The organism is Micromonospora sp. LZ37, assembly GCF_059359015.1.
On record NZ_JCADBL010000007.1, the window covers coordinates 41,560 to 66,856 of the forward strand.

Sequence of the window (25,297 nt, forward strand, 5' to 3'; positions counted from 1 at the left end):
GCGAGGAGCCCGATGACCCCCGCCCAGAGGCAGAGCCCCAAGATCGAGCTGCACGTGCACCTGGAGGGCACCGTCTCTCCCGGGCTGCTCGCCGCGATCGCCCGCGACAACGGTGTCCCGGCCCCGGTCGCCCCCGACGAGCCGTACGTCTTCACCGACCTGTACGACTTCATCGCCACCTGGAACGCGCTCACCGCCTGCCTGCGCACGCCCGGGGACTACCGGCGGATCCTGCTGGCGTACGCGGCCGAGGCCGCCGGGCACGGCGCGGTCTACCTGGAGCCCGTCGTGGACGCCGAGGAACGGCTCGGCGGGCCGGCCGGCTGGGCCGACGTCCTCGCCGCCTGCTGTGACGCCGCCGCCGAGGCCCGCGACCGGTACGGCGTCGCGATCGGACTGACCCCGCAGATCTTCCGGGGCCAGGACGTCGCCTTCGCCGAGGAGGCGGCCCGGGTGGCGACCCGTTTCGCCGGTCGGGGCGCGGTCGGCTTCGGTCTCTCCGGCGCCGAGGGGCGGTTCCCGACCGCGCCGCACGCCCGGGCGATCCGGATCGCCGCCGACGGGGGCCTGCCCTTCGTGCCGCACGCCGGGGAGGCGGCCGGGCCGGAGGCCGTCCACGAGGTCCTCGCGATGGGTGCGGTCCGAATCCGGCACGGGGTACGCGCGGTAGAGGACCCCGGCCTGGTCGCCGAGCTGGCCGGGCGGGGCGCCGTGCTTGACGTGACCCCCACCTCCAACCTGCGCCTCGGGGTCGCCGCGCCGGACCGGCCGCACCCGCTGACCGTCCTCGCCCAGGCCGGGGTGCGCTGCTCCGTCTCCACCGACGACCCGGCCATCTTCGGCATCACCCTGGCCGACGAGTACGCGCTGGCGTCCCGGCTCGGCGTCGACCCGGCGACGGCGTACGCGGCCGGGCTGGCCGGGGCGCTCTGCGACGCGGCGACCCGGCGGTGGTTGGCCGACGTGGGCGCCCGGGCGTACGGCACGGCGGGGCGGACCTGATCCTCGGCCGGGCGAGGTCGTGCGATAGGCCGTCCCCCAGAGCGTGCCACGGACAGCGCCGCACCCCACCCTGCTGGTGCGGCTGGACGTGGGCTGCGCCATCCCGCTCGCCACCCACCTGACTACGGCGGAGCCCGCTGACCGCTGCCGGGTAGCGCACCTGCTGATGCGGTCCTTTAGAGCTGATAGCACAAACGAATCACGCCTTCGTTCCCGTCCCGGCCCGCTGCCGGGCCCGCTGGCGGTGGCGGCGGTGGCGACTCGTTTTCGTCATCAGCTCTAAAGGGCCAGGGAGAGACAGCCGAGGCCGCCTCAGTCGCCTGCCTCGGTCAACCGCCTGCCGACCCGGGTGGCCAACATGCGCTTCCGGGGGTCAGCTCTGCTGGTAGTTCACCGCGGCGAATCCGCACGGCTGGTGCAGGTGCAGGTAGTAGGCGCCCTCGCCGGCGTCCGCCGCCCGGTACAACTTCGCCGGCCACAGCACATCGAGGTCGAGCAGGAGGTCCAGGTGCGGGGTCAGCCTCCGCGGGTCGTTGTCCGCGATCACGGACAACTCCTCGATCGCGTCGTCGTCCTCGGCGGCCGCCCTCCTGATCAACTCCTCGATCATCGGGGGGTGGTAGCCGGCCGCCGACCGGCGCCCGGCCTCAGCGGCGGGGTGGGTGCCAGTCGGCGTACCGGGCGGCCTGGCGCAGCGCGGCGCGGCTCGGGGTGAGGCGGACCAGGGTGTCGCGGAGCGCGACGGCGACCGGGTTGCGCAGCCGCTGGCCGTACCGGCCGACGCGGTCGGACGCCCGGGCCACCTGCTGACTGCGGGGCCGGCGCTCCCGGTCGTACCGGGCGAGCGCGGCGTCGAGGTGGGCAGGACCGCCGGCGCAGGCCACCCCGAGCGTCACCGCGTCCTCGATCGCCTGACCGGCTCCCTGGCCGAGGTACGGGGTCATCGCGTGCGCCGCGTCGCCGAGCAGCGCCACCCTTCCCCTCACGTACGACGGCAGGGGTGTGCCCAGGTGGTGGAGGTCGTGGCGGAGCAGCTCCTCGGGTCGGGTGGCGGCGAGCAGCGCCGGGATCGGGTCGTGCCAGTCGCCGAAGCGGGCCCGGACGGCCGCCAGCTCGTCGGGGACGTGCCAGCCGGGCGGGGCGTTCACCGCGGCGTACCAGTAGAGCCGCTCCTCGTCGAGCGGGACGACGCCGAACTCGGCGCCGGGTCCCCAGCTCACCGCGGCCGGCAGCGGGTCCGGCCAGCGGATGGCCGCCCGCCAGGCGGTCGCCCCGGCGTAGACCGGTGGCGGCACCTCGGGCCAGAGCCGGGAGCGCAGCACCGAGCGCAGGCCGTCGGCGCCGACCACCAGGTCGGCGGTGAGCTCGCCCGGCTCGCCGCGCCAGCGGTGGTGGACCCGGGTGCCGTCCGGGCCGGACGTCACGTCGACCACCCGGGCGTCGGTGCGCAGCGCGGCCGGCGGCAGGGCGTCGCGGAGGATGCCGTGCAGGGTTGCCCGGTGCACGCCGAAGGCGGCGGTGCCGAGCTGTCGGGTCAGCTCGGCGGCGTCGATCCGGGACAGCCAGCGTCCACCGCGGTCGCGGAGCCCGCCGGCGGTCCCGGCCCCGGAGCGGGACCGGACGGCGTCCCCGACGCCGAGCGCGTCGAGGCCGCGCAGCGCGTTGGCCATCAGGGTCAGGCCGGTGCCCAGCTCGCGCGGCTCGGCGGCCTGTTCCAGCACGGTGGTGCGCCAACCCGCCCGGTGCAGGGCCAGCGCCGCGGTGAGGCCACCGATCCCGCCGCCGACCACGACCGCGTGTCCGTCCATCCCGACCGCCCTTCTACATCTGTAGAAGTTCATACTACATCCGTAGAGGGTGAACCGAGGGGGCGTCGATGAGTGGTCGGGCCGCCCGGGTGGCCGCGCTGTCCGACGCGGCGATCGCACTGCTCGCCGAGGGCGGGATGCGGGCGCTGACCCACCGGGCCGTGGACGCCCGCGCTGGCGTGCCGCTCGGCACCACCTCGGCGTACCTGCGCACCCGGCAGGCGCTGATCGAGGCGGTGGTGCGGCGGCTGGTCGACCTGGACCAGGTCGACCTGACCGAGCGCGAGCTGCCCACCGGCGCGCCGCCGCCGGGGCCGCCGCCCCGGCTCACCGCGCCGGACCTCGACCGGCTCGCCGCCGGGACCGCCGAGGTGCTGGACCGCTGGCTCACCACCGGCCGGGACCGCAGCCTCGCCCGCTACGCCTGCCTGCTGGAGGCCGTGCACCGCCCCGAGCTGCGGCGGATCCTCGCCCACGGCACCGTGCTGCGCGAGCAGGCCCGCGCGCTGCTGGCCGGCGCCGGGGCCGCGGACCCGCGCCGGCAGGGCGACCAGTTCGTCGCGTTCGTCGACGGGCTGCTCTTCGACCGCCTGGTCGGCGCCGGGGCGTTGAGCGCGCCGACCCCGGGCACCCCGGAGAGCCGGGAGGACCTGCGGACCGCCGTCCGCGCCCTGCTGCGCGCCTTTACCGGCAGCTGAGGGCCCCGCGAGGCGGCGGTCGGTCAGCCGACGAGGACCCGCGCGCGGTGCTCGCGCGGACTGACCCCGCGGACCCGGCGGAAGGCGGTGCTCACCGCGGCGACCGGGGTAAGGATTGGCACCGGCTTGTGGTCGTGACGGACGTGTGTGATCGTCGCCGAGGACGTCGTACCCCGGGAAGGACCGTGCCACTGTGAGCCCCGCTGTCATCGACCAGAGCGCCGCCGCCGTACCCCGGGCGGTGCTCGCCGCCCGCAACGGCGTCGCGGTGGTCTTCGCCCTCAACGGCCTCGCCGTGGCCTCCTGGTTCGGCCGGGTCCCCGCGGTCCGCGAGGCGCTCGGGCTCAGCGCCGGCCGGCTCGGCCTGCTGCTGCTCGCCATGTCCGCCGGCGCGGTGCTCGCGCTGACCACCGCCGGGCTCGCCGCCCAGCGCCTCGGCGCCGCCCGCACGGTGGTGCTGGCCACGGTGCTGGTCGCGGGCGGGCTGGCCGGGGCGGGGGTGGCCGCCGGACTGGCCGGCTCGCTGGTCGGCGTGGCGGTGTGCCTGTTCGCCCTCGGCTACGGCTCCGGCACCTGTGACGTGGCGATGAACGTCGAGGGCGCCGCCGTGGAGAAGCGGTTGGGGCGTACCGTCATGCCCCGGTTCCACGCGGCCTGGAGTCTCGGCTCGGTCGCCGGCGCGGCGCTCGGCGCCGGCGCCGCCCGGGTCGGCCTGTCGGTCGACGCCCACCTGGTGGTGGTGGCCGTGGTGGTACTCGGCGGCACCCTGCTCGGCGCCCGGGCCTTCCTGCCCGTGCGGCCCGCCGCGCACGCCGGCGACACCCCGGCCGCCCGGCGCGGCGGCCTGCTCGCCGCCTGGCGCGAGCCGCGCACCCTGCTCATCGGCGTGCTGGTGCTGATCATGGCGTTCGCCGAGGGCAGCGCCAACGACTGGCTCGCGGTCGCCTTCGTCGACGGGTACGGCGTCAGCGAGGCCGCCGGCGCGGCGGTCTTCGGTGTCTTCGTCACCGGCATGACCATCGGGCGCACCGCCGGCACCGTCGCCATCGACCGGTGGGGACGCGTGCCCGTCCTGCTCGTCACGATCCTGCTCGCCGTGGTCGGCGCGACCGTGGCGGTGCTCTCCGGTTCCGGGCCGGTCGCCATCGCCGGGGTGCTGCTCTGGGGCTTCGGCACCTCGCTGGGCTTCCCGGTCGGGATGAGCGCCGCCGCCGACGAGGAGGACCGGGCCCCGGCCCGGGTCAGCGTGGTGGCGGCGATCGCCTACACGTCGTTCCTGGCCGGACCGCCGCTGCTCGGCCTGCTCGGTGACCGGGTGGGAACCCTGCAGGCGCTGCTGGTGGTGCCCGTGCTGCTGCTGGCGACCCTGGCGCTGGTGCCGGCCACCCGCCCACCGGCGAACCCCTCCCGCACATAGAAGTTAACAGCGACGGGCCGGCCGCGGTATCGGGCGCGCGACCGACCGCGCCGGCCCACCGCCGTGGCTAGGGTCGCCGGATGCCTACTCACGAGATCACCGCGGTCGCCGCGGGCACCTGGACCCTCGGCGGCCGGACCGTGCGCCGGATGGGCTTCGGCACCATGCGGATCACCGCAGACCCCGACGCCGACCGCGCGATCCGCGTCCTGCGCCGAGCCGTGGAACTGGGGGTGGACCACCTCGACACCGCCGCCTTCTACGTCTCACCGGGCGGCACGCTGAAGGTGGGCAGCGGCCCCGCCCGGTACGCGCCGGGGCTGATCCGCGCCGCGCTCGCGCCGTACCCCGACGACCTGCTCATCGCCACCAAGGTCGGTTTCGCGTACGACCCGGCCACCGGCCTGCGCGAGGAGATGACCCCGGCGGGGCTGCGCGCCCAGGTGGAGGAGAACCTGCGCCGGCTCGGCCGGGACCACCTCGACCTGGTTAACCTGCGGATCGTCAAGCGGCCCGGCCGGGACTCGGTGGCGGAGGGCTTCGCCGCCCTCGCCGCGCTGCGAGAGGCCGGGCTGATCCGGCACCTCGGCCTCTCCAACGTCCGCCTCGACCACCTCGACGAGGCGCAGGCGATCGCCCCGGTCGTCTGCGTGCAGAACAGCTACGCCCTGGACAACCGGGGCGACCAGGACGCCCTGCTGCGCGAGTGCGGGGCGCGCGGCATCGCGTACGTGCCCTTCTTCGCCCTCGCCGGCGCGCGGCGGGAGGCGGGCGCGGCGACGGACCACCCGGCGGCCGTGCACGCCGTCGCCCGCGCGCACGGCGCCACCCCGCACCAGGTACGCCTCGCCTGGACGCTGCACCAGGGGCCGCACGTGCTGGCCATCCCCGGCACCGGCGACCCGGAGCACGTGGCCCAGAACGTGGCGGCCGGCGGGCTGCGGCTCACCGCCGGGGAGTTGGCCGCGCTCGGCTGACCCGGTCAGGTGGCGCTCACCCTCCTCGCAGTCCGTTGCCAGGAACCGGTGGTGCACTGGAGGTCACGTGGAGGAGAGGGAGTGCGCAGATGGGCTGGCTCAGCCGGCGGTCCCGGACCGCCGACCCGACCCCGACCAAACTCGACCGGGAGGCGACCCGCGACGACCTGGCCGCGCTGGAGCACTTCGTGACCAGCAGGCAGGGCGTCGAGTTCTATCTCGAACCGGAGACCACCGCCACCGACACCACCGTGGTGGCGATCGCCCACGACGGGGAGTGGATCCGCCGCCGGACCGGCTCGCCGCAGGTGGCCGGGAAGCTGGCGCGCCGGCACGCGGTGCCGCTCTACGAGGCCATGAAGACCGGCTATCCGCAGCGGATGCGGGAGTGGAACCGGGCCCACCCGGAACGCCGGCTGCGCTGACTGGCCCGACCCCGACCTGGGCTCAGGCTTCGACTGCGGCGCGGGCCTCGTCGAGGGTCATCGGGTCGGTGTGGCTCGCGACGTACCAGTGGTGGTCGGGGTCGAGCAGCCGGCGGACCAGCGCCAGGTCGGGGCCGTCGCCGGGCCCGCGCAGGTGCGCCGGTGGCGGGTAGAAGCAGTCGCCGAGCAGCATCACCGCCGAGTCTGGCACCAGCACCACGGTGGAGTCGGGGGCGTGCCCGCCGCCCACGTGCCGCAGTCGGACACCGGTGGGCAGCGTCAGTTCGTCGGTGAAGGTCCGGGTCGGCGGCAGCACTGTGAAGTCGTCCCAGGAGTCCATCGCCAGAGCGCGGGCCCGGAAGCTGGGTCCGAGCCGCGGGTTCGCGCGGACCTGCTCGCGCAGGTAGCGGTGGCTCCACGGGCGGGCCGCCTCGTCCCGCAGCAGCCGCTCCCCGGCGACGTGCCCGACGATCTCCACTCCCGGCCAGGCGCAGGCGCCCCAGACGTGGTCCCAGTGGTGGTGGGTGTAGACCAGCCAGCGCGGTTCGGGCAGCCCGGACATCGTGAGGGCGGCCCGGATCTCCCGGGCGTGCCCCGGGCTGTGGCCCGCGTCGACCAGCACGCTGCCCCGCTCGTCGGTGATCAACGCCACGGCCGGCTGCACGTTGTCGGGCTCCGGGTCACCCGGGAAGATCCAGACCCGGCCGGCGAGCTGGTGGAAGGTCATCTCGGTGGTGCCCCCGATTCCTACCGATCGTCGGTCGACGTTGGCTCCTCGTCGGCCGATCGTAGGCGCTCGACCCGCCCAACGGCTGCCCCACCTGCGGCGTCGGCCCCCGGACGCCTCCGTCGGCCCCTTTGCTCTGCCGCCCCGGAGGCAACGGTGGAGCGCTCCCGGTGTCGCCTCGGCGGCAGCAGAGCAAAGGGGGGTGCGCATCGAGTACGGACATTGTCCGAACTGGTCGAACGGCCGTCAGCGATCGGTGGCGCCCGATCGATGCCGGCCCTGGGCGGGGCCGGGGCCGGCGTTGACCGCGCGCCGAGGGGTGTGGCAGCATTCGCGGCCTGACGGCAGTGAAGGAAGCCGGTGCGATTCCGGCGCGGTCCCGCCACTGTCACCGGGGAGCGATCCCCCCTCGTGAGTCACGGCCGTGTGTCTGCGGTTGGAAGGCCGGGGGTGAGCGTCGATCTGGGAGCCAGGATACTTCGGCCGTCGGAGCTACCCCAGGGCGTGGACACCCGAGGAGGACCCGATGACGCGCAGCGTCTCCACCGTCGACGAGATCCGTCGCATCCCCACCGAGCAGGGCAGCGCGCCCATGGTCGGTCACCCCGCCGCACCGACCACCGGCCGCACCGCCGTGCCGGTGCCCGGTAGCGCCGCCGCGCCCGGAGCCGGCCGCCGCGCCGCCTCCTCCGGCCGCCGCGCTGCCCGCCTCGCCGTTCACCGCTGAGTCCCGCGCCGCGCCGCCCGCGCCCGCCGGCAGCCCGCCGGTGACCCGGTCGGCGACTCGTCGTACCCGCTGAACCGCGCCCACCCCGCATCGCCCGGCCGCCCTCGCGGCGACCCGGGTGTCACTCTCCGGAGCCTTTCGTGCGCATCCTGTTGCTCTCCACCGCCGACACCGACCTCCTCGCCGCCCGCGCCAGCGCCGCCGACTACCGGCTGGCCAACCCCGCCCGGGTCGGCGTGGACGCCGTGCCGGCGCTGCTCGACGGCGTCGACCTCGCCGTCGTACGCCTGCTCGGAGGCCGCCAGGCGTGGCCCGACGGCCTCGCCGCGGTGCTCGCCTCCGGCGTGCCCACGGTCGTGCTGGGCGGCGAGGCGGTGCCCGACGCGGAGCTGATGGCGGCCTCCACGGTGGCCTCCGGGGTGGTCACCGAGGCGCTGCGCTACCTGGTCGAGGGGGGCCCGGAGAACCTCGCCGAGCTGGCCCGGTTCCTCTCCGACACGGTGCTGCTCACCGGCGAGGGCTTCGCGCCGCCCGCCCCCACCCCGGCGTACGGGATCCACGGCGACCACCCGACGCGGACCGGCCGCCCCACCGTCGGGATCGTCTTCTACCGGGCGCACGCGCTGGCCGGGAACACCGGCTTCGTCGACACCCTCGCCGAGGCGGTGACCGCCGCCGGCGGCGACCCGCTGCCCATCTTCTGCGGCTCGCTGCGCGGGCTCGCCCCCGGTGACGGGCCGCTCGACCTCTTCGCCCGCTGCGACGCCCTGGTGGTGACCGTCCTCGCCGCCGGTGGCGCCGTCGCCGCCGTCGCCTCCGGCGGGGGCGACGCCGACGCCTGGGACGTCGGCGCGCTGGCCGCCCTGGACGTGCCCGTCATCCAGGCGCTCTGCCTGACCAGCACCCGGGAGCAGTGGGCGGGCAGCGACGCCGGCCTCTCCCCGTTGGACGCCGCGATGCAGGTGGCCATCCCCGAGTTCGACGGCCGGATCGTCACCGTGCCGTTCTCGTTCAAGCGGATCGACGCCGACGGGCTCTCCGGCTACGTCGCCGACCCGGAGCGGGCCGCCCGGGTGGCCGGCATCGCCGTCCGGCAGGCCCGGCTGCGGCACGTGCCGAACGCCGAGAAGCGGCTCGCGGTGGTGCTCAGCTCCTACCCGACGAAGCACTCCCGGGTCGGCAACGCGGTCGGCCTGGACACCCCCGCCTCGGCGGTGCGCCTGCTCGCCGCCCTCGCCGACGCCGGATGGGACCTGGGCGACGACCCGGTGCCCACCGACGGCGACGCGCTGATCCACGCGCTGATCGCCGCCGGCGGGCACGACGTCGAGTGGCTCACCCCCGAACAGCTCGCCGCCGCCGAGGCGCGCCTGCCCGGCCGGACCTACCGACGCTGGTTCGCCCGGGTGCCGACGCCGCTGCGGGACCGGATGCTGGCGCACTGGGGGGAGCCGCCCGGCCAGCTCTACACCGACGGCGGGGACGTCGTCCTCGCCGGGCTGCGCTTCGGCAACGTGGTGCTGCTGATCCAGCCGCCGCGCGGTTTCGGGGAGAACCCGATCGCGATCTACCACGACCCCGACCTGCCGCCCAGCCACCACTACCTCGCCGCGTACCGGTGGCTCGCCGAGCCGGTGGCCGACGGCGGCTTCGGCGCGGACGCCGTGGTGCACCTGGGCAAGCACGGCACCCTGGAATGGCTGCCCGGCAAGGGCCTCGGGCTGGCCGCCGACTGCGCCCCCGACGCGGTCCTCGGTGACCTCCCGCTGGTCTACCCGTTCATCGTCAACGACCCCGGCGAGGGTACCCAGGCCAAGCGCCGCGCCCACGCCGTCGTCGTCGACCACCTCGTGCCGCCGATGGCCCGCGCCGAGACCTACGGCGACCTGGCCCGGCTGGAGCAACTGCTCGACGAGTACGCCACCGTGCAGGCGCTCGACCCGGCCAAGGTGCCGACCGTGCAGGCGCAGATCTGGGCGCTGGTCCGCGCCGCCGAGCTGCACCACGACCTGCACACCGAGGACATGCCCGCCGCCGACGAGTTCGACGACTTCGTGCTCCACCTCGATGGCTACCTCTGCGAGGTCAAGGACGTCCAGATCCGCGACGGGCTGCACATCCTCGCCGAGGCGCCCAGCGGGCCGGCCCGGGTCAACCTGGTGCTCGCCGTGCTGCGCGCCCCGCAGGTCTGGGGCGGCGCCCGTATCCTGCCCGGCCTGCGCCAGGCGATCGCCGCCGCGTACGGGCTGGACGAGCAGGCGCTCCTCGGCTCGCCGGGCGAGCGGATCGCGGTGCCGGCGGCGCTGACCGAGGCGGTGGACGGGCCGGCCGCGACCGCCGCCGACGCCGTCGACCTGATCGAGGCGCTGGCCCGCCGGGCGGTGGTCGGCATGGAGACCCTCGGCTGGGACGCCGACAAGGCCGGAGCCGTCATCGAGGAGGTCGCCGGCCGGGACATCCCCGACGCGGCGGCGGTGCTGCGCTTCGCCGCCGAGGAGGTGGTGCCCCGGCTGGACCGGACCACCGACGAGATCGACCGGGTGGTGGGCGCGCTCGACGGACGGTTCGTGCCGCCCGGGCCGTCCGGCTCACCCACCCGGGGCCTGGTCAACGTGCTTCCCACCGGCCGCAACTTCTACTCCGTGGACCCGAAGGCCATCCCCAGCCGCAACGCCTGGGACGTCGGGGTGGCGCTGGCGGACTCGCTACTGGCCCGGCACCTCGCCGACACCGGCGAGTACCCCCGCTCGGTCGGGCTGACCGTCTGGGGCACCAGCGCCATGCGGACCCAGGGCGACGACATCGCCGAGGTCCTGGCGCTGCTCGGCTGCCGCCCGGTCTGGGACGACCGGTCCCGCCGGGTCACCGGCGTCGAGGTGGTGCCCCCCGCCGAGCTGGGCCGACCCCGGGTCGACGTCACGGTCCGCATCTCCGGCTTCTTCCGGGACGCCTTCCCGCACGTGGTCGCCCTCCTCGACGACGCGGTCCGGCAGGTCGCGGCGCTGGACGAGCCGGATGAGCGGAACTTCGTCCGCGCCCACGTCACCGCCGACGTGGCGCGGCACGGCGACGAGCGCCGAGCCACCGCCCGCATCTTCGGCTCGAAACCGGGGGCGTACGGAGCGGGCCTGCTGCCGCTGATCGACGCCCGGAACTGGCGTACCGACGCCGACCTCGCCGAGGTGTACGCCGTCTGGGGCGGCTACGCCTACGGCCGGGGCCTGGACGGGCGGGAGGCACGCGCCGACATGGAGAGCTCCTTCGCCCGGATCGCCGTCGCGGTGAAGAACCAGGACACCCGCGAGCACGACATCGTCGACTCCGACGACTACTTCCAGTACCACGGCGGGATGGTGGCGATGGTCCGCCACCTCACCGGCGCCGCCCCGGCCGCGTACGTGGGGGACTCGGCCATGCCGCACGACGTGCGGACCCGGACGTTGGGCGAGGAGACCCGGCGGGTGTTCCGGGCCCGGGTGGTCAACCCGCGCTGGATCGCCGCGATGCGCCGGCACGGCTACAAGGGCGCGTTCGAGCTCGCCGCCACCGTGGACTACCTCTTCGGCTACGACGCCACCGCCAACGTCGTCGACGACTGGATGTACGAGCACCTCGCCGCCGCGTACGTCTTCGAGCCGGAGACCCGGGCCTTTCTGGAGGAGTCCAACCCCTGGGCGCTGCGCGGCATCACCGAACGACTGCTCGAAGCCGCCGACCGGGGGCTGTGGGCCGAGCCGCGGCCGGACACCCTCGACCGGCTCCGCGAGACGTACCTGACCACCGAGGGTGACCTGGAGGACCAGCAGTGAGCGCGAGGAGTGAGCCGGGTTTGCGAGCCCCGCAGTCGCGTACGGAGGCGGCTCGGTGAGCGCGAGGAGTGAGCCGGGTTTGCGAGCCCCGCAGTCGCGTACGGAGGCGGCGCAGTGAGCAGCTATCCGTTCAGCGCGGTGCTCGGCATGGACGACATGCGGCTGGCGCTGCTGCTCAACGCGGTCAGCCCGGCCATCGGCGGGGTGCTGGTGCGGGGCGAGAAGGGCACCGCCAAGTCCACCGCCGTCCGGGCCCTCGCCGCGCTGCTGCCCGACGTCGACCGGGTCGCCGACTGCCGGTTCGGCTGCGACCCGACCGCCCCCGATCCGGCCTGCCCGGACGGGCCGCACCCGGCCGGGGCGGTCGCCGAGCGGCGCCCCGCCCGCCTGGTGGAGCTGCCGGTCGGCGCCGCCGAGGACCGGGTGGTCGGCTCGCTGGACCTGGAGAAGGCCCTCGGCGAGGGGGTACGCGCCTACGAACCCGGGCTGCTCGCCGCCGCCCACCGCGGCGTGCTCTACGTCGACGAGGTCAACCTGCTCCACGACCACCTGGTCGACCTGCTGCTGGACGCCGCCGCGATGGGCCGCTGCCACGTCGAGCGGGAGGGCGTCTCGGTCAGCCACGCCGCCCGGTTCCTCCTGGTCGGCACGATGAACCCGGAGGAGGGGGAGCTGCGCCCGCAGCTGCTCGACCGGTTCGGGCTCACCGTCGAGGTGGCCGCCAGCCGCGACCCCGCCGTCCGGGTGGAGGTGGTCCGCCGGCGGCTCGCCGCCGACGCCGACCCGGCCGGGTTCGCCGCCTGCTGGGCCGAGGCGGACGCGCGGGTCGCCCACCGGGTCGCCGAGGCCCGGCGGCGGGTCGGGACGGTGCTGCTGCCCGACAGCGCGCTGCGCCGGATCGCCGAGGTGTGCGCGGCGTTCGACGTGGACGGGATGCGCGCCGACATCGTCACCGCCCGGACCGCCGCCGCGCACGCCGCCTGGCAGGGCCGGGACCGGGTCACCGCGGAGGACGTCCGGGTCGCCGCCCGGCTCGCCCTGCCACACCGGCGGCGCCGCGACCCGTTCGACACCCCGGGCCTGGACGAGAAACGTCTGGACGAGGCGTTGGACCGGGTCGGCGACGACGACCCCGACGACGACCCGCCCGGCGGACCGGGCGGCGGTCCCGACGGGCCGGCCGGTGGACCCGGTGGCGGCGGTCCGGGCGACGGCGGGGGCGAGCACAACCGTCGCGACGACACCGGCGCCGGGAGCGACGCCGCCGACCGGGACGCCGCCGACCAGCGCGCCGGCGCGGCGGACCGACCGCCGAGCGCCGCCGAGCAGCGGCCCGGCGACCCGGCGGACCACTGGCCGGCCGGCGGCCGCGACACCTGGCCGGACGGCGGCGACAGCCGGTCGGCCGGCGACGGCCCCCCGACGGGGTCGGACGACACCGCGCCGGACGATCGAGGCGGCCGCCTCCGGGGCGTCGCCGGGAACGGCCCCACCGACGGGCGGTCGGGGACCGGGGCGCAGGCGGTGGCCGTACCCCGGGGTGGGCTGAAGGCCCGGCTGCTCACCGCGCCAGGGGTCGGCGAGGGCGTGCCCGGCCGCCGGTCCCGCGCCCGGACCGGGCGGGGCCGCACCACCGGCGCCCGGGTGCCGACCGGCCGCCCGGGCGCGCTGCACCTGCCGGCGACGGTGCGGGCCGCCGCCCCGCACCAGGCCGACCGGGGTCGGGCCGACGGCCCGCTGCGGCTGCGCGGCGACGACCTGCGCGAGGCGGTGCGGGAGGGGCGCGAGGGCAACCTGGTGCTCTTCGTCGTCGACGCCAGCGGCTCGATGGGGGCCCGGCAGCGGATGTCCGCGGTCAAGGGGGCGGTGCTCGCCCTGCTCACCGACGCCTACCAGCGCCGGGACAAGATCGCCGTGATCGCCTTCCGGGGCACCGGCGCGCGGACGGTGCTGCCGGCGACCTCCTCGGTGCTGGCCGCCTCGACCCGCCTGGCCGAGCTGCCCACCGGGGGGCGTACCCCGCTGGCCGAGGGCCTGCTGGCGGCGGCCGAGCTGCTGCGGGTGGAGCGGCTGCGCGACCCGCGCCGACGGCCCCTGGTCCTGGTCGTCACCGACGGCCGCGCCACCGCCGGGCAGCGTCCGCTGGACCGGGCGGCCCGCGCGGCGGCCGTGCTCCGCGCCACCGGCGCCCCCTGCGTCGTCGTCGACTGCGAATCCGGCCCCGTCCGCCTCCACCTCGCCGGCCGCCTGGCCACCCAGCTCGCCGCCCCGCTGCACCCCCTGGACACCCTCACCACCCTCACCAGCCCTCAGCGATCGCGCGGATCCCGCCCCGGCACCACGGGTGCAGCGGACCCGATCCGTGCGATCGCGGGGGTTCGACCGAACAGGAGCGTTGCCTGATGCCGCAGGGGAAGCCTTCCGTCGTACCGGCCGACGGGTTGACGACGCGGCAGCGGCGCCACCGGCCGCTGACCATCGTGCACACCGGGCAGATGAAGGGGAAGTCCACCGCCGCGTTCGGGCTGGCGCTGCGGGCCTGGACCGCCGGGCTGCCGATCGGGGTGTTCCAGTTCGTCAAGAGCGCCAAGTGGCGGGTGGGGGAGGAGAACGCCTTCCGCGCCCTCGGCGAGGTGCACGAGCGCACCGGGCAGGGCGCCCTGGTGGCCTGGCACAAGATGGGCGAGGGCTGGTCCTGGATCCAGCGCGGCGGCGACGCCGACCACGCCGCCGACGCCCTGGAGGGGTGGCGGCAGGTCCAGCGCGACCTGGCCGCCGAACGCTACGGCCTGTACGTGCTCGACGAGTTCACCTACCCCATGAAGTGGGGCTGGGTGGACGTCGACGAGGTCGTCGCGACCCTCACCGACCGCCCCGGCTTCCAGCACGTGGTGATCACCGGCCGGGACGCCGACCCCCGGCTCGTCGAGGCCGCCGACCTGGTCGCCGAGCTGACCAAGGTCAAGCACCCGATGGACGCCGGCCAGAAGGGCCAGAAGGGCATCGAGTGGTGAGCCCCGACGAACCGGTGGCGCTGCCCCGGCTGGTGGTCGCCGCCCCGGCCAGCGGGCACGGCAAGACCACCGTGGCCACCGGCCTGCTCGCCGCGCTGCGCCGACGCGGCCTGACCGTCAGCCCGCACAAGGTCGGCCCCGACTACATCGACCCCGGCTACCACGCCCTCGCCGCCGGCCGACCCGGCCGCAACCTCGACCCCTGGCTGGTCGGCGAGGAGCGGATCGCCCCGCTGCTGCGGCACGGGGCGTGCGTCCCCACCCCCGCCGACGTGGCGATCGTCGAGGGGGTGATGGGGTTGCACGACGGCGCGGTCGGACGGGGGGCGTACGCCTCCACGGCGCACGTCGCCCGGCTGATCGACGCGCCCGTGCTGCTGGTCCTCGACACCACCGCCCAGGGCCGCTCGGCCGCCGCGCTGGTGCTCGGCATGCGCGCCTTCGACCCGGGCGTGCGGATCGGCGGGGTGGTGCTCAACCGGGTCGGCTCGCCCCGGCACGAGACCCTGCTCCGCGACGCGCTCGCCGAGGTGGGCGTGCCGGTGCTCGGGGCGGTCACCCGGGCCGTCGAGGTGGCCGCGCCCGCCCGCCACCTGGGGCTGGTGCCGGTCGCCGAACGGGCACCGGAGTCGCTCGCCGTCGTCGCCGCCCTGGCCGACCTGGTCGAGTCCACCGTGGACCTCGACGCGGTGCTCGACCTGGCGCGTACCGCGCCGCCGCTGACCGCGCCGGCCTGGGACCCGGACGCCGCCGTCGGCGGCCCCGCCGGCGGGCACCGCCCGGTCGTCGCCCTCGCCGGTGGACCCGCCTTCACCTTCTCGTACGCCGAGACGGCCGAGCTGCTCGCCGCGGCCGGCGCCACGGTGGCCCGCTTCGACCCGCTGCGCGACCCGGCCCTGCCGGCCGGTACCCGCGCCGTCGTCATCGGCGGTGGCTTCCCCGAGGTGCACGCCGAGGCGCTCACCGGCAACACCGCGCTCCGCGCCGAACTGGCCGACTTCGACGGGCCGGTCGTCGCCGAGTGCGCCGGCCTGCTCTACCTGGGCAGGGCGCTCGACGGCGTGCCGATGTGCGGCCGGCTGGCGCACACCGCCCGGATGACCGGCCGGCTCACCCTCGGCTACCGGGAGGCCGTCGCCGCCACGGACTCCCCGCCGCACCGCGCCGGCGACCCGGTACGCGGCCACGAGTTCCACCGCACCGTCACCGACCCCGGTCACGGCGACCGACCGGCCTGGCGCTGGGACGGCACGGGGCACGGCTTCGTCGACGGCCGGGTGCACGCCTCCTACCTGCACACCCACTGGGCCGGCCAGCCGTTGGCCGCCCGCCGCCTGGTCGAGGCGGCCAGCCGGTGAGCGCGGCACCGACCGGCGCCGCCACGCTGACCGGGGTGGGGGTCGGACCGGGCGACCCGGAGCTGCTCACCCTCAAGGCGGTCCGGGTGCTGGGCGAGGCCGACCTGGTCGTCGTACCCGTGCTGGACCGGCTGGCCGCGGCGGGTGACGCGCCGCCGGGCCGGGCCGAGACGACCGTCCTCGCGCACGTCCCGCCGGACCGGCTGCGCCGGCTGCCGTTCGCCCTCGACGACCGGGGCGGGGTGACCGCCCGCCGGGAACGCGCCTGGGACGACGCCGCCCGCGCCGTGGTGGCCGCCCTCGACGACGGCGCCCGCTCGGTCGCCTTCGCCACCATCGGCGACCCGAACGTCTACTCCACCTTCGGCTACCTGGCGCAGACCGTCCGCGCGCTGCGCCCGACGGTCGAGGTGCGCACCGTGCCCGGCGTCACCGCCATGCAGGAACTCGCCGCGCGCAGCGGCGTCCCGCTCTGCGAGGGCCGTGAGCCGCTGACCCTGCTGCCGGCCACCGCCGGGCCGGCGCTGCTCGCCGACGCCCTCGCCGGCCCCGGCACCGTCGTGGTCTACAAGGGCTGGCGGCGGCATCCCGAGGTGCTCGCCGAGCTGCGCCGGCGGGGCCGGCACGACGACGCCGTGCTCGGCAGCGCGCTGGGCCTGCCCGGCGAGCGGATCGGGCCGGTGGACGGCGCCGGAGACGACCTGCCGTACCTGTCGACGCTGCTGGTCCCGGCCCGCCGGGAGCGGCGGGGAGGAAAACTGTGAGCACCAGCAACGGAAAGGTCTGGTTCGTCGGGGCCGGCCCCGGCGCCGCCGACCTGCTGACCCTGCGCGCCGCCCGGGTGATCGCCGAGTCCGACGTGGTGATCTGGGCGGCCAGCCTGGTCCACGCCGACGTGCTCGCCCACGCCCGGCCGGACGCCGAGATCGTCGACTCCTCCCAGCTGCCCATCGAGGGGGTGCTGCCGCTCTACCGGCGGGCCGCCGCCGACGGGCTGACCGTGGCCCGGATCCACTCCGGCGATCCGGCCCTGTGGGGCGCGGTCCAGGAACAGCTCGACCTGTGCCGCGCCCTCGGCCTGGCCGTGGAGATCGTGCCCGGGGTGTCGTCGTTCACCGCCGTGGCGGCGATCGTGGGCCGGGAGCTGACCATCCCCGAGGTGGCCCAGTCGGTCATCCTCACCCGGCTCGAGGGCGGCAAGACCCCGATGCCGCCGGGGGAACGGGTCCGCGACTTCGCCCGGCACGGCACCACCATGGCGCTCTTCCTCTCCGCCGCCCGCTCCGGGCAGGCCCAGGCCGAACTGCTCGCCGGCGGCTACCCGGCGGACACCCCGGTCGTGGTGGCGTACCAGGCGACCTGGCCGGACGAGCTGGTGGTGCGCTGCGCGCTCGGCGACCTGGCGGCCACCGTCAAGGAACACAAGCTCTGGAAGCACACGCTCTTCCTGGTCGGGCCGGCGCTCGCCGCCACCGGCACCCGCTCGCACCTCTACCACCCGGGGCACTTCCACACCTTCCGCCGGGCCGAGCCGGACGCCCGCGCCGCGCTGCGCCGCGCCCGCGCCACCGGGTCGGAGGACGGGACGCGGTGACGTACGCCGAGCCGCCGCTGCGCGAGCCGGACCTGCCGCGCACCGCGAAGGTCCGTCCCACCGCCCTGCGCACCGGCTGGACCACCGGCGCCTGCGCGACGGCGGCGGCGAAGGCGGCGGTGACCGCCCTGGTCACCGGCGCACCGCAGGCGGCGGTGGAGATCGGGCTGCCCGACGGGCGGCGGGTGGCCTTCCCGGTGGCCCGGTGCGACGTCGACCCGGCGCGCGCCGAGGCGGTGGTGGTCAAGGACGCCGGGGACGACCCGGACGTCACCCACGGCGCGCACCTCACCGCCACCGTCGGCTGGCGTACCGGGCCCGGCCTGGACCTCGGCGGCGGCCCCGGCGTCGGCACCGTCACCAAGCCGGGACTGGGCCTGGCGGTCGGCGGGCCGGCGATCAACGACACCCCCCGACGCATGATCGGCCAAGCGGTGGCCGAGGTGGTCGACCTGACCGAGGTCGGCGTCCGGGTGGTGATCAGCGTGCCGGGCGGCGAGATCATGGCCCGGAAGACCACCAACCGGCGACTCGGCATCCTCGGCGGCATCTCCATCCTCGGCACCACCGGGATCGTCCGGCCCTTCTCCACCGCCTCCTGGCGGGCCAGCGTGGTGCAGGCGGTGCACGTGATGGCGGCCCAGGGGGAGCGGACCGTGGTGCTCTGCACCGGTGGGCGTACCGAGCGGGCCGCCCGGGCGCTCCTGCCCGAGCTGTCCGAGGTGTGCTTCGTCGAGGTCGGCGACTTCACCGGCGCGGCGGTCACCGCGGCCGTCGGCGACGGCATGACCGGGGTGGTCTTCGTCGGGATGGCCGGCAAGCTGGCCAAGCTCGCCGCCGGCATCCTGATGACCCACTACACCCGGTCGAAGGTGGACCTGTCGCTGCTCGGCGACGTCACCGCCGAGGCCGGCGGGGCCCCGGACCTCGTCGCGGCGGTCGTGGCGGCGAACACCGGGCGGCACGCGTACGAGCTGTGGGAGGCCGCCGGCCTGCTCGGACCGGCCGGGGACCAGCTCTGCCGCCGGGTCCGTCAGGTGCTGCTCCGCTTCGCCGGGCCGGTGGTCGACGTCGACGTGGCCATGGTCGACTTCGCCGGCTCCCGGGTCGTCGCCTCCTCCGGACGGTGGGCGGCGTGAGCACGCTCGCGTCCGTCGGGGCGACCGTGACCGTGGTGGGGATCGACGCCGCCGGTCGGCCGGCGCCCGGCGGGCTGGCCGAGGTGCTGGCCACGGCCGGGCTGGTGGTCGGGGCGGCCCGGCACCTCGCCGCCGTGCCGGTGCCGCCCGGGTGCGCCACCGTCGCCCTCGGGCCGCTCGCGCCCGCGCTGGACCGGCTCCGCGCCGCCGTGGCGACCGGCACCCCGGCCGTCGTGCTGGCCAGTGGCGACCCCGGCTTCTTCGGCATCGTCCGGCGGCTGCGGGCGGCCGGGCTCCCGCTGCGGGTGCTGCCGGCGGTTTCCAGCGTCGCCGCCGCCTTCGCCCGGGCCGGGCTGCCCTGGGAGGGCACGGCGGTGGTCACCGCGCACGGCCGCGACCCGCGGCCCGCGCTCAACGCCTGCCGGGCGCTGCCCGCCGTCGCGGTGCTCACCGCGCCCGGCGCCGGCGCGGCCGAACTCGGCGCGGGTCTGGTCGGCTGGTCCCGCCGACTCGTGGTGGCCGAGCACCTGGGCACGCCCGACGAGCGGATCACCTGGACCGTCCCGGCGGAGGCAGCCGGCCGCGCCTGGGCCGACCCGCACGTCCTGCTCAGCCTCGCCCCTGACGCCCCGGACGGCGGGGCCGCGGTGGGCCCGATGCGGGCCGACAACCAGCCCGCCGCGGCCCCCGCCGACGGCTGGGCGCTGCCCGAGTCCGCGTACCACCACCGCGCCTCGATGATCACCAAGGCGGAGGTGCGCGCCCTCGCGGTGGCCCGGCTCCGTCCCCGCCTCGGCCGGCTGGTCTGGGACGTCGGCGCCGGCAGCGGCTCGGTGGGCGTCGAGTGCGCGCTGCTCGGCGCGGCCGTCGTCGCCGTCGAGCGTGACCCGGCCGCCCCGGTGCGGGCCAACGCCGCCCGGCACGGCGTCGACGTCCGGCTCGTCGTCGGCAGCGCCCCCGAGGCGCTGCGCGGGCTGCCCGAGCCGGACGCCGTCTTCGTCGGCGGAGGCGGCGCGGAGGTGCTCGCCGCCGTGGCCGCCCGCCGGCCGGCGCGGGTGGTGGTGGCCCTCGCCGCGCTGGACCGGGTCGGCCCCTCGGTCCACCTGCTCCGCGCCGCCGGCTACGCGGTCGAGGGCAGCCAGCTCGCCGCCGCCCGCCTCGCCGACCTGCCCGGCGGTTCGATCCGGCTGGCCGCCGCCAACCCGGTGGTCCTGCTCACCGGGAACCGCCCGTGACCACCACCCCTGATCCCACAGGAGCGCCCGTGCAGCAGATCGGACTCGTCGCGGCCACCGCCGCCGGCCGCCGGCACGCCCGTACCCTCGCCGCCGCCTGGCCGCACGCCCGCCCGGTCGACGGCGGGACCGTCGCCGACGCGCTGCGCACCGCCTGGGCGGAGTGCGACGCGGTGGTGGCGTTCCTGGCCACCGGGGCGGTGGTGCGGATCCTCGCGCCGCTGCTCGACGACAAGCGCACCGACCCGGCGGTGGTCGTGGTCGACGAGGCCGCCCGGCACGCGGTGGCCCTGCTCGGCGGGCACACCGGCGGGGCCAACGCCCTCGCCGCCCGGGTCGGCGCGCTGCTCGACGCCCGGCCGGTGGTCACCACCGCCACCGACGCGGTCGACCTGCCCGGCCTGGACACCCTCGGCTGGCCGGCCGAGGGGGCGGTCGCGGCGGTCAGCCGGGCGATCCTCGACGGCGAGCCGGTCCGGCTGGTCGCCGACGCCACCTGGCCGCTGCCCGCCCTGCCGGAGAACGTCACCCACCACCCGCCGGCGGACCGCACCGGCGCAGCGGACGCCGACGGCGGGTACCGGCTGCTGGTCACCGACCGGGTGGTGCCGCTGGACGGGCGGACCGCAGTGCTGCGCCCGCCGTCGCTGGTCGCCGGGGTCGGCGCCAGCCGTGGCGTGCCCGCCGCCGAGGTGGCCGGGCTGCTGCGCCGGGTACTCGCCGACGCCGGCCTGAGCCCGGCCAGCCTGCGCTGCCTGGCCAGCGTCGACGTCAAGGCCGACGAGGCGGGCATCGTGGAGACCGCCCGCGCCCTCGGCGTACCCCTGGAGACCACGACGGCGGCGGAGCTGGCGGCGGTCGACGTGCCGCACCCCAGCGAGGTCGTCCGCGCCGCGGTCGGCACGCCCAGCGTCGCGGAGGCCGCCGCGCTGCGCGGCGGCGGGACGCTGCTGGTGCCGAAGACCGCGTCGGCGATGGCGACGGTCGCGGTCGCCCGGCACACCCCCCGGGGCCGGCTGGCGATCGTCGGTCTCGGCCCCGGCGCGGCCGACCTGCGCACCCCGCGCGCGGTGGCCGAGCTGCGCCGGGCCGCCGTGGTCGTCGGCCTCGACCAGTACGTCGACCAGGTCCGCGACCTGCTCCGGCCGGGCACCCGGGTGCTCGCCAGCGGGCTCGGCGCCGAAGAGGAACGGGCCCGCGCCGCCGTCGCCGAGGCCGTCGCCGGCCACGCCGTCGCGCTGATCGGCTCCGGCGACGCCGGGGTGTACGCGATGGCCAGTCCCGCGCTGGAGTACGCCGACGAGCGGATCGACGTGGTCGGGGTGCCCGGCGTGACCGCCGGGCTGGCCGCGTCCGCGCTGCTCGGCGCCCCCCTCGGACACGACCACGTCTACCTGAGCCTGTCCGACCTGCACACCCCCTGGGAGGTCATCGCCCGGCGGGTCACCGCCGCCGCCCAGGCGGACCTGGTCGCGCTGCTGTACAACCCGCGCAGCCGGGCCCGGGACTGGCAGCTCGGCGCGGCGCTGGCCACGTTCGCCGCGCACCGCCCGCCGGGGACCCCGGTCGGGGTGGTGCGCAACGCCAGCCGGGACGGCGAGCGGGTGCACCTGGCCACCCTGGAGACCCTCGACCCGGCGGTGGTCGACATGTACAGCGTGGTGGTCGTCGGCAGCAGCCGGACCCGGCTGGTCGCCGGCCGGATGGTGACCCCGCGCGGCTACCGGTGGCGACCGTGACCACCGACCCCGCGCCGGTGACCGTCGGCGCCTGTCAGGGCTGCGGCGCCTGCCTGCTCACCTGCCCCACGCACGCGATCCGACCCACTCCCGGCGGGCTGACCGTCCGCGCCGACCGGTGCACCGGCTGCCTGGAGTGCCTGGAGATCTGCCCGGTCGACGCCATTCGCGTCACCGGAGCCGGCGGCGCACCGCCCGCCGGTCACCCCGACCCTCGAGGAGAACGATGACCACGACCCCGACCACCGCCGCGGCCCCGGTGGGCCGGTGGAGCCGCGCCGAACGGGTACGCCTCGGCGGCGTCGTGCTCGCCGTCGCCGCCCTGCACGTCGCCGGCTGGACCCTCTACCTCTACTGGAACGGCCAGCCCGCCGCGGCCGGCGGGCTGGCCGGCGCCGGCACCCTCGCGTACGTGCTCGGGGTGCGGCACGCCTTCGACGCCGACCACATCGCCGCCATCGACGACACCACCCGGCTGATGCTGCTGCGCGGCCGCCGTGCCGTCGGCGTCGGCTTCTTCTTCGCCCTCGGGCACAGCGCGGTGGTGCTGCTGCTGTCCCTGGTGATCGGACTCGCCTCGGCCAGCATGAGCGACGCCGACCTCGCCGGCGCCCGCGAGGTCGGCGCCGTGGTCGCCGCGGCCGCCGCCGCCGGGTTCCTGCTGCTGGTGGCCGGGCTCAACGCGGTGGTTCTGGCCGGGCTGGCCCGGCTCTGGCGGCGACTGCGCGCCGGCGCGCTGGAGGAGTCCGAGCTGGACCTGCTGCTGGTCAACCGGGGACTGATGCACCGGATCCTCGGGTCCCGGGCCCGGTCCCTGGTGCGCTCGTCCTGGCACATGGCCCCGGTCGGCTTCCTCTTCGGCCTGGGCCTGGAGACCGCCAGCGAGGTCACCCTGCTGTCGCTGTCGGCCAGCACCGCCGCCGGCGGGGGGCTGCCCGTGCTCGCCCTGCTCACCCTGCCGCTGCTCTTCGCCGCCGGGATGTCCGCCATGGACACCGCGGACAGCCTGCTGATGACCCGCGCGTACTCCTGGGCATACCGGCAGCCGGCCCGGCGGCTCTGGTACAACCTCGCCACCACCGGGATGACCGTGTTCGTCGGTGGGCTGGTCGCCAGCGTCTACCTGGCCGGCCTGCTGGTCGACCGGCTCGGCGTGACCGCGCTGGCCGGGTACGCCGCGATCGGCGACCACTTCGAGCAGCTCGGCTACGTCGTGGTGGCGCTCTTCGCGCTGGCCTGGGGTGGGGCGGTGGCACTGTGGAAGCTGCGCGGCCACGACCGCCGCTACGGGCAGGCCCAGCCGTGACCCGCGCCGTCCACCCGATCGAGCGGGAGTCGTACCGGATCCTGCGGGAACGGGTCGACCTGAGCCACCTGCCGCCGCTGACCCGGGCGGTCACCGAGCGGGTGGTGCACGCCAGCGCCGACCTGGACTACGCCACCGACCTGGTCTGCGACGAGGACGCCCTGACCGGTGCGCTGGCCGCGCTGCGCGCCGGCGCGCCGATCGTCACCGACGTGTGGATGGTGGCCGCCGGGATCACCGGCGCCGGGCGGGAGCCGGTCTGCCCGGTCGCCGAGCCGGCCGCCGCCGACCTGGCCCGCGAGGCCGGGTTGACCCGCTCGGCCGCCGCCGTCCGGATCGCCCTGGACCGGGTCGGGCCGGGCGCGGTCTGGGTGGTCGGCTGCGCGCCCACCGCGCTGGCGGAACTGCTCATCCTGGACGCGGGGCCGGCCCTGGTGGTCGGGCTGCCGGTCGGCTTCGTCGGCGCCGCCGAGTCGAAGGCGGCGCTGCGGGCCAGCGGCCTGCCGGCCGTGTCCAACGTCGGCGAGAAGGGCGGCTCGGCGGTCGCCGCCGCCGCCCTCAACGCGCTGCTCTACCAGGAGGAGGAGGCATGACCGCGCTGGTCATCGTCGGCCACGGCACGCGCAGCGCCGCCGGGGTCGACCAGTTCACCGCGCTGGTGGACCGGGTTCGGCGGCGGGCCGGCGGTGCCGTCGGCGACGTCAAGGGCGGCTTCATCGAGCTGTCCCGCCCACCGCTGACCGACGCGGTCGGCGCGCTCGTCGGCCGGGGACACCGGTCCCTGGTCGCGCTGCCGCTGGTGCTCACCGCGGCCGGGCACGGCAAGGGCGACATCCCGGCGGCGATGGCCCGGGAGCAGGACCGCCACCCGGGCCTGACCTACCGGTACGGCCGCCCGCTCGGCCCGCACCCGCTGCTGCACACCGCCCTGGCGGAGCGGATCGACGCCGCGCTCGGCGGCGACGGCCGGGCCGGCACCTGGGTGGCGCTGATCGGCCGTGGCTCCACCGACCCGGACGCCAACGCCGAGGTGGCCAAGGTGGCCCGGCTGCTCTGGGAGGGCCGCGGCTACGCCGGCGTCGAACCGGGCTTCGTCTCCCTGGCCGAGCCGTCCGTGCCGGCGGTGCTGGAGCGGCTGCGCCGGCTCGGGGCCCGGCGGATCGTGGTCGCGCCGTACTTCCTCTTCGCCGGGGTGCTGCCGGACCGGATCGCCGCCCGGTCGGCCGAGTTCGCCGCCGCCCATCCCGACCTCGACGTGCGGGTGGCGGACCTGATCGGCGACTGCGACGCCCTCGCCGACCTCGTCCTCGAACGGCACGCCGAGGCGCGGCGCGGTGACATCCGGATGAACTGCGACACCTGCGCGTACCGGGTGCTGATGCCGGGCTTCGCGGACAAGCTGGGCCGGCCGCAGACCCCGCACGACCACCCCGACGACCCGGTCGGCGGCCACGGCCACCACCACCACCACGGCCCGCACCACCATCACCACGGCCCGGGCCTGCGTCCCGGTCAGGTCGCGATCGTCGGTGGCGGCCCCGGCCCCGACGACCTCATCACGGTACGGGGGAAGGCGCTGCTGGACGCCGCGGACGTGGTGGTGGCCGACCGGCTCGCCCCGCGGGGCCTGCTCGCCGGACTGCGCCCGGGTGTGCTGGTGGTCGACGCGGCGAAGGTGCCGCGCGGTCCGTCGATGGGGCAGGACACCATCAACGAGACCCTGGTGGCGCACGCCCGCGCCGGCCGGCGGGTGGTCCGGCTCAAGGGTGGTGACCCGTACGTCTTCGGCCGGGGCCACGAGGAGGTCCAGGCCTGCGCGGCCGCCGGGGTGCCGACGGTGCTGGTGCCGGGGGTGAGCAGTGCGCTCGCCGCGCCGGCCCTGGCCGGGGTGCCGGTGACCCACCGGGGCGTCGCGCACGACGTCACCGTGGTCTCCGGGCACCTGCCACCGGACCACCCGGCGTCGCTGGTCGACTGGCCGGCGCTGGGCCGGGGCCGGGGCACCCTGGTGCTGCTGATGGCGGTGGACACGATCGCGAAGATCGCGGCGGTGCTGGTCGAGTACGGCCGGGCCCCGGACACCCCGGTGCAGGTGGTGCAGGACGCCGGGCATCCGGCGCAGTGGTCGCTGTCGAGCCGGCTGGACCAGGTCGGTGGGCTCGCGGAGCGGGCCGGGGTCCGTCCGCCGGCGGTGTTCGTGGTGGGTCCGGTGGTGGCGCTGCGCACGGGCGGCGATGGGCACCCGGCCGGGGCCGGACCGCTCGGCGACGCGAGCTGAGGCCGGCGGGACCGCGCCTCCGCCCGTCCCCGGGCGGTGGCGCG

Annotated in this window: 21 protein-coding genes, 1 pseudogene and 1 riboswitch; of the genes and pseudogenes, 19 read left to right on the forward strand and 3 right to left on the reverse strand. The window is 76.9% G+C overall.

The window, feature by feature from the left end; translation table 11 throughout:
- The first annotated feature begins 12 nt into the window (after nt 1–12).
- The gene (locus AC5L3Z_RS16045) at nt 13–1,002 is read left to right on the forward strand and encodes an adenosine deaminase family protein (protein ID WP_494842808.1); all 990 of its coding nucleotides are present in this window, start codon (nt 13–15) and stop codon (nt 1,000–1,002) included.
- 373 nt (nt 1,003–1,375) lie between these two features.
- Here AC5L3Z_RS16045 and AC5L3Z_RS16050 read toward each other — a convergent pair whose 3' ends face one another.
- Nucleotides 1,376–1,612, reverse strand: a complete 237-nt coding sequence (locus AC5L3Z_RS16050; RefSeq protein ID WP_494842809.1) for a hypothetical protein — start codon at nt 1,610–1,612, stop codon at nt 1,376–1,378.
- Between the two features lie 37 nt (nt 1,613–1,649).
- The gene (locus AC5L3Z_RS16055) at nt 1,650–2,810 is read right to left on the reverse strand and encodes an FAD-dependent monooxygenase (RefSeq protein ID WP_494842811.1); all 1,161 of its coding nucleotides are present in this window, start codon (nt 2,808–2,810) and stop codon (nt 1,650–1,652) included.
- 68 nt (nt 2,811–2,878) lie between these two features.
- On the opposite strand from AC5L3Z_RS16055, the gene AC5L3Z_RS16060 reads away from it, so the two are divergent.
- From AC5L3Z_RS16060 to AC5L3Z_RS16075, 4 genes are all read left to right on the forward strand, one after another.
- The gene (locus tag AC5L3Z_RS16060; protein WP_494842813.1) at nt 2,879–3,508 is read left to right on the forward strand and encodes a TetR/AcrR family transcriptional regulator; all 630 of its coding nucleotides are present in this window, start codon (nt 2,879–2,881) and stop codon (nt 3,506–3,508) included.
- Between the two features lie 193 nt (nt 3,509–3,701).
- A complete protein-coding gene (locus AC5L3Z_RS16065) occupies nt 3,702–4,925 on the forward strand; it encodes an MFS transporter (RefSeq protein WP_494842815.1) in 1,224 nt (407 codons plus the stop codon).
- Between the two features lie 80 nt (nt 4,926–5,005).
- Nucleotides 5,006–5,902: an aldo/keto reductase gene (locus AC5L3Z_RS16070; protein WP_494842817.1), complete on the forward strand. Its 897-nt coding sequence runs from the start codon at nt 5,006–5,008 to the stop codon at nt 5,900–5,902.
- 89 nt (nt 5,903–5,991) lie between these two features.
- Nucleotides 5,992–6,327, forward strand: coding sequence for a hypothetical protein (locus tag AC5L3Z_RS16075; RefSeq protein WP_494842819.1), 336 nt, complete (start codon nt 5,992–5,994; stop codon nt 6,325–6,327).
- Nucleotides 6,328–6,349: 22 nt separating this feature from the next.
- Here the strand turns inward: AC5L3Z_RS16075 and AC5L3Z_RS16080 are convergent, their stop codons facing one another.
- Entirely contained in the window at nt 6,350–7,054 is a 705-nt protein-coding gene (locus tag AC5L3Z_RS16080; RefSeq protein WP_494842820.1) for an MBL fold metallo-hydrolase, read from the reverse strand.
- A gap of 350 nt (nt 7,055–7,404) precedes the next feature.
- A riboswitch (cobalamin riboswitch) is annotated at nt 7,405–7,534 on the forward strand.
- 46 nt (nt 7,535–7,580) lie between these two features.
- On the opposite strand from AC5L3Z_RS16080, the gene AC5L3Z_RS16085 reads away from it, so the two are divergent.
- The 14 genes and pseudogenes from AC5L3Z_RS16085 (at nt 7,581) to cobA (ending at nt 25,253) form a co-directional block, all read left to right on the forward strand.
- Nucleotides 7,581–7,781, forward strand: coding sequence for a hypothetical protein (locus AC5L3Z_RS16085; protein WP_494842821.1), 201 nt, complete (start codon nt 7,581–7,583; stop codon nt 7,779–7,781).
- Between the two features lie 140 nt (nt 7,782–7,921).
- On the forward strand, nt 7,922–11,590 hold the full coding sequence (cobN, locus tag AC5L3Z_RS16090) for a cobaltochelatase subunit CobN (protein ID WP_494842822.1): 3,669 nt from the start codon (nt 7,922–7,924) through the stop codon (nt 11,588–11,590).
- Between the two features lie 55 nt (nt 11,591–11,645).
- A pseudogene (locus tag AC5L3Z_RS16095) lies at nt 11,646–13,993 on the forward strand (VWA domain-containing protein).
- Complete coding sequence (cobO, locus tag AC5L3Z_RS16100) at nt 13,993–14,604, forward strand: cob(I)yrinic acid a,c-diamide adenosyltransferase (RefSeq protein ID WP_494842823.1); 612 nt, start codon at nt 13,993–13,995, stop codon at nt 14,602–14,604. The pseudogene AC5L3Z_RS16095 and the gene cobO overlap by 1 nt, the downstream one beginning before the upstream one ends.
- A complete protein-coding gene (locus tag AC5L3Z_RS16105; RefSeq protein ID WP_494842825.1) occupies nt 14,601–15,962 on the forward strand; it encodes a cobyrinic acid a,c-diamide synthase CobB in 1,362 nt (453 codons plus the stop codon). The genes cobO and AC5L3Z_RS16105 overlap by 4 nt, the downstream gene beginning before the upstream one ends.
- Nucleotides 15,959–16,726 carry a precorrin-2 C(20)-methyltransferase gene (cobI, locus tag AC5L3Z_RS16110; RefSeq protein WP_494842826.1) on the forward strand — a complete coding sequence of 256 codons (768 nt, stop codon included), beginning with the start codon at nt 15,959–15,961 and terminating at the stop codon, nt 16,724–16,726. Before AC5L3Z_RS16105 ends, cobI begins: the two co-directional genes overlap by 4 nt.
- On the forward strand, nt 16,723–17,556 hold the full coding sequence (cobM, locus tag AC5L3Z_RS16115; RefSeq protein WP_494842827.1) for a precorrin-4 C(11)-methyltransferase: 834 nt from the start codon (nt 16,723–16,725) through the stop codon (nt 17,554–17,556). Before cobI ends, cobM begins: the two co-directional genes overlap by 4 nt.
- A complete protein-coding gene (locus tag AC5L3Z_RS16120) occupies nt 17,553–18,695 on the forward strand; it encodes a cobalt-precorrin-5B (C(1))-methyltransferase (RefSeq protein WP_494842829.1) in 1,143 nt (380 codons plus the stop codon). The genes cobM and AC5L3Z_RS16120 overlap by 4 nt, the downstream gene beginning before the upstream one ends.
- Complete coding sequence (cbiE, locus tag AC5L3Z_RS16125) at nt 18,683–19,930, forward strand: precorrin-6y C5,15-methyltransferase (decarboxylating) subunit CbiE (RefSeq protein WP_494842831.1); 1,248 nt, start codon at nt 18,683–18,685, stop codon at nt 19,928–19,930. The genes AC5L3Z_RS16120 and cbiE overlap by 13 nt, the downstream gene beginning before the upstream one ends.
- A gap of 29 nt (nt 19,931–19,959) precedes the next feature.
- Nucleotides 19,960–21,669, forward strand: a complete 1,710-nt coding sequence (cobJ, locus tag AC5L3Z_RS16130; protein WP_494842833.1) for a precorrin-3B C(17)-methyltransferase — start codon at nt 19,960–19,962, stop codon at nt 21,667–21,669.
- Nucleotides 21,666–21,899, forward strand: a complete 234-nt coding sequence (locus AC5L3Z_RS16135) for a DUF362 domain-containing protein (protein WP_494842835.1) — start codon at nt 21,666–21,668, stop codon at nt 21,897–21,899. The genes cobJ and AC5L3Z_RS16135 overlap by 4 nt, the downstream gene beginning before the upstream one ends.
- Nucleotides 21,896–22,975: a HoxN/HupN/NixA family nickel/cobalt transporter gene (locus AC5L3Z_RS16140; protein WP_494842837.1), complete on the forward strand. Its 1,080-nt coding sequence runs from the start codon at nt 21,896–21,898 to the stop codon at nt 22,973–22,975. The genes AC5L3Z_RS16135 and AC5L3Z_RS16140 overlap by 4 nt, the downstream gene beginning before the upstream one ends.
- A complete protein-coding gene (locus AC5L3Z_RS16145; protein WP_494842839.1) occupies nt 22,972–23,568 on the forward strand; it encodes a precorrin-8X methylmutase in 597 nt (198 codons plus the stop codon). Before AC5L3Z_RS16140 ends, AC5L3Z_RS16145 begins: the two co-directional genes overlap by 4 nt.
- Nucleotides 23,565–25,253 carry a uroporphyrinogen-III C-methyltransferase gene (gene cobA, locus AC5L3Z_RS16150; protein WP_494842841.1) on the forward strand — a complete coding sequence of 563 codons (1,689 nt, stop codon included), beginning with the start codon at nt 23,565–23,567 and terminating at the stop codon, nt 25,251–25,253. Before AC5L3Z_RS16145 ends, cobA begins: the two co-directional genes overlap by 4 nt.
- The last annotated feature ends 44 nt before the right edge of the window (nt 25,254–25,297 follow it).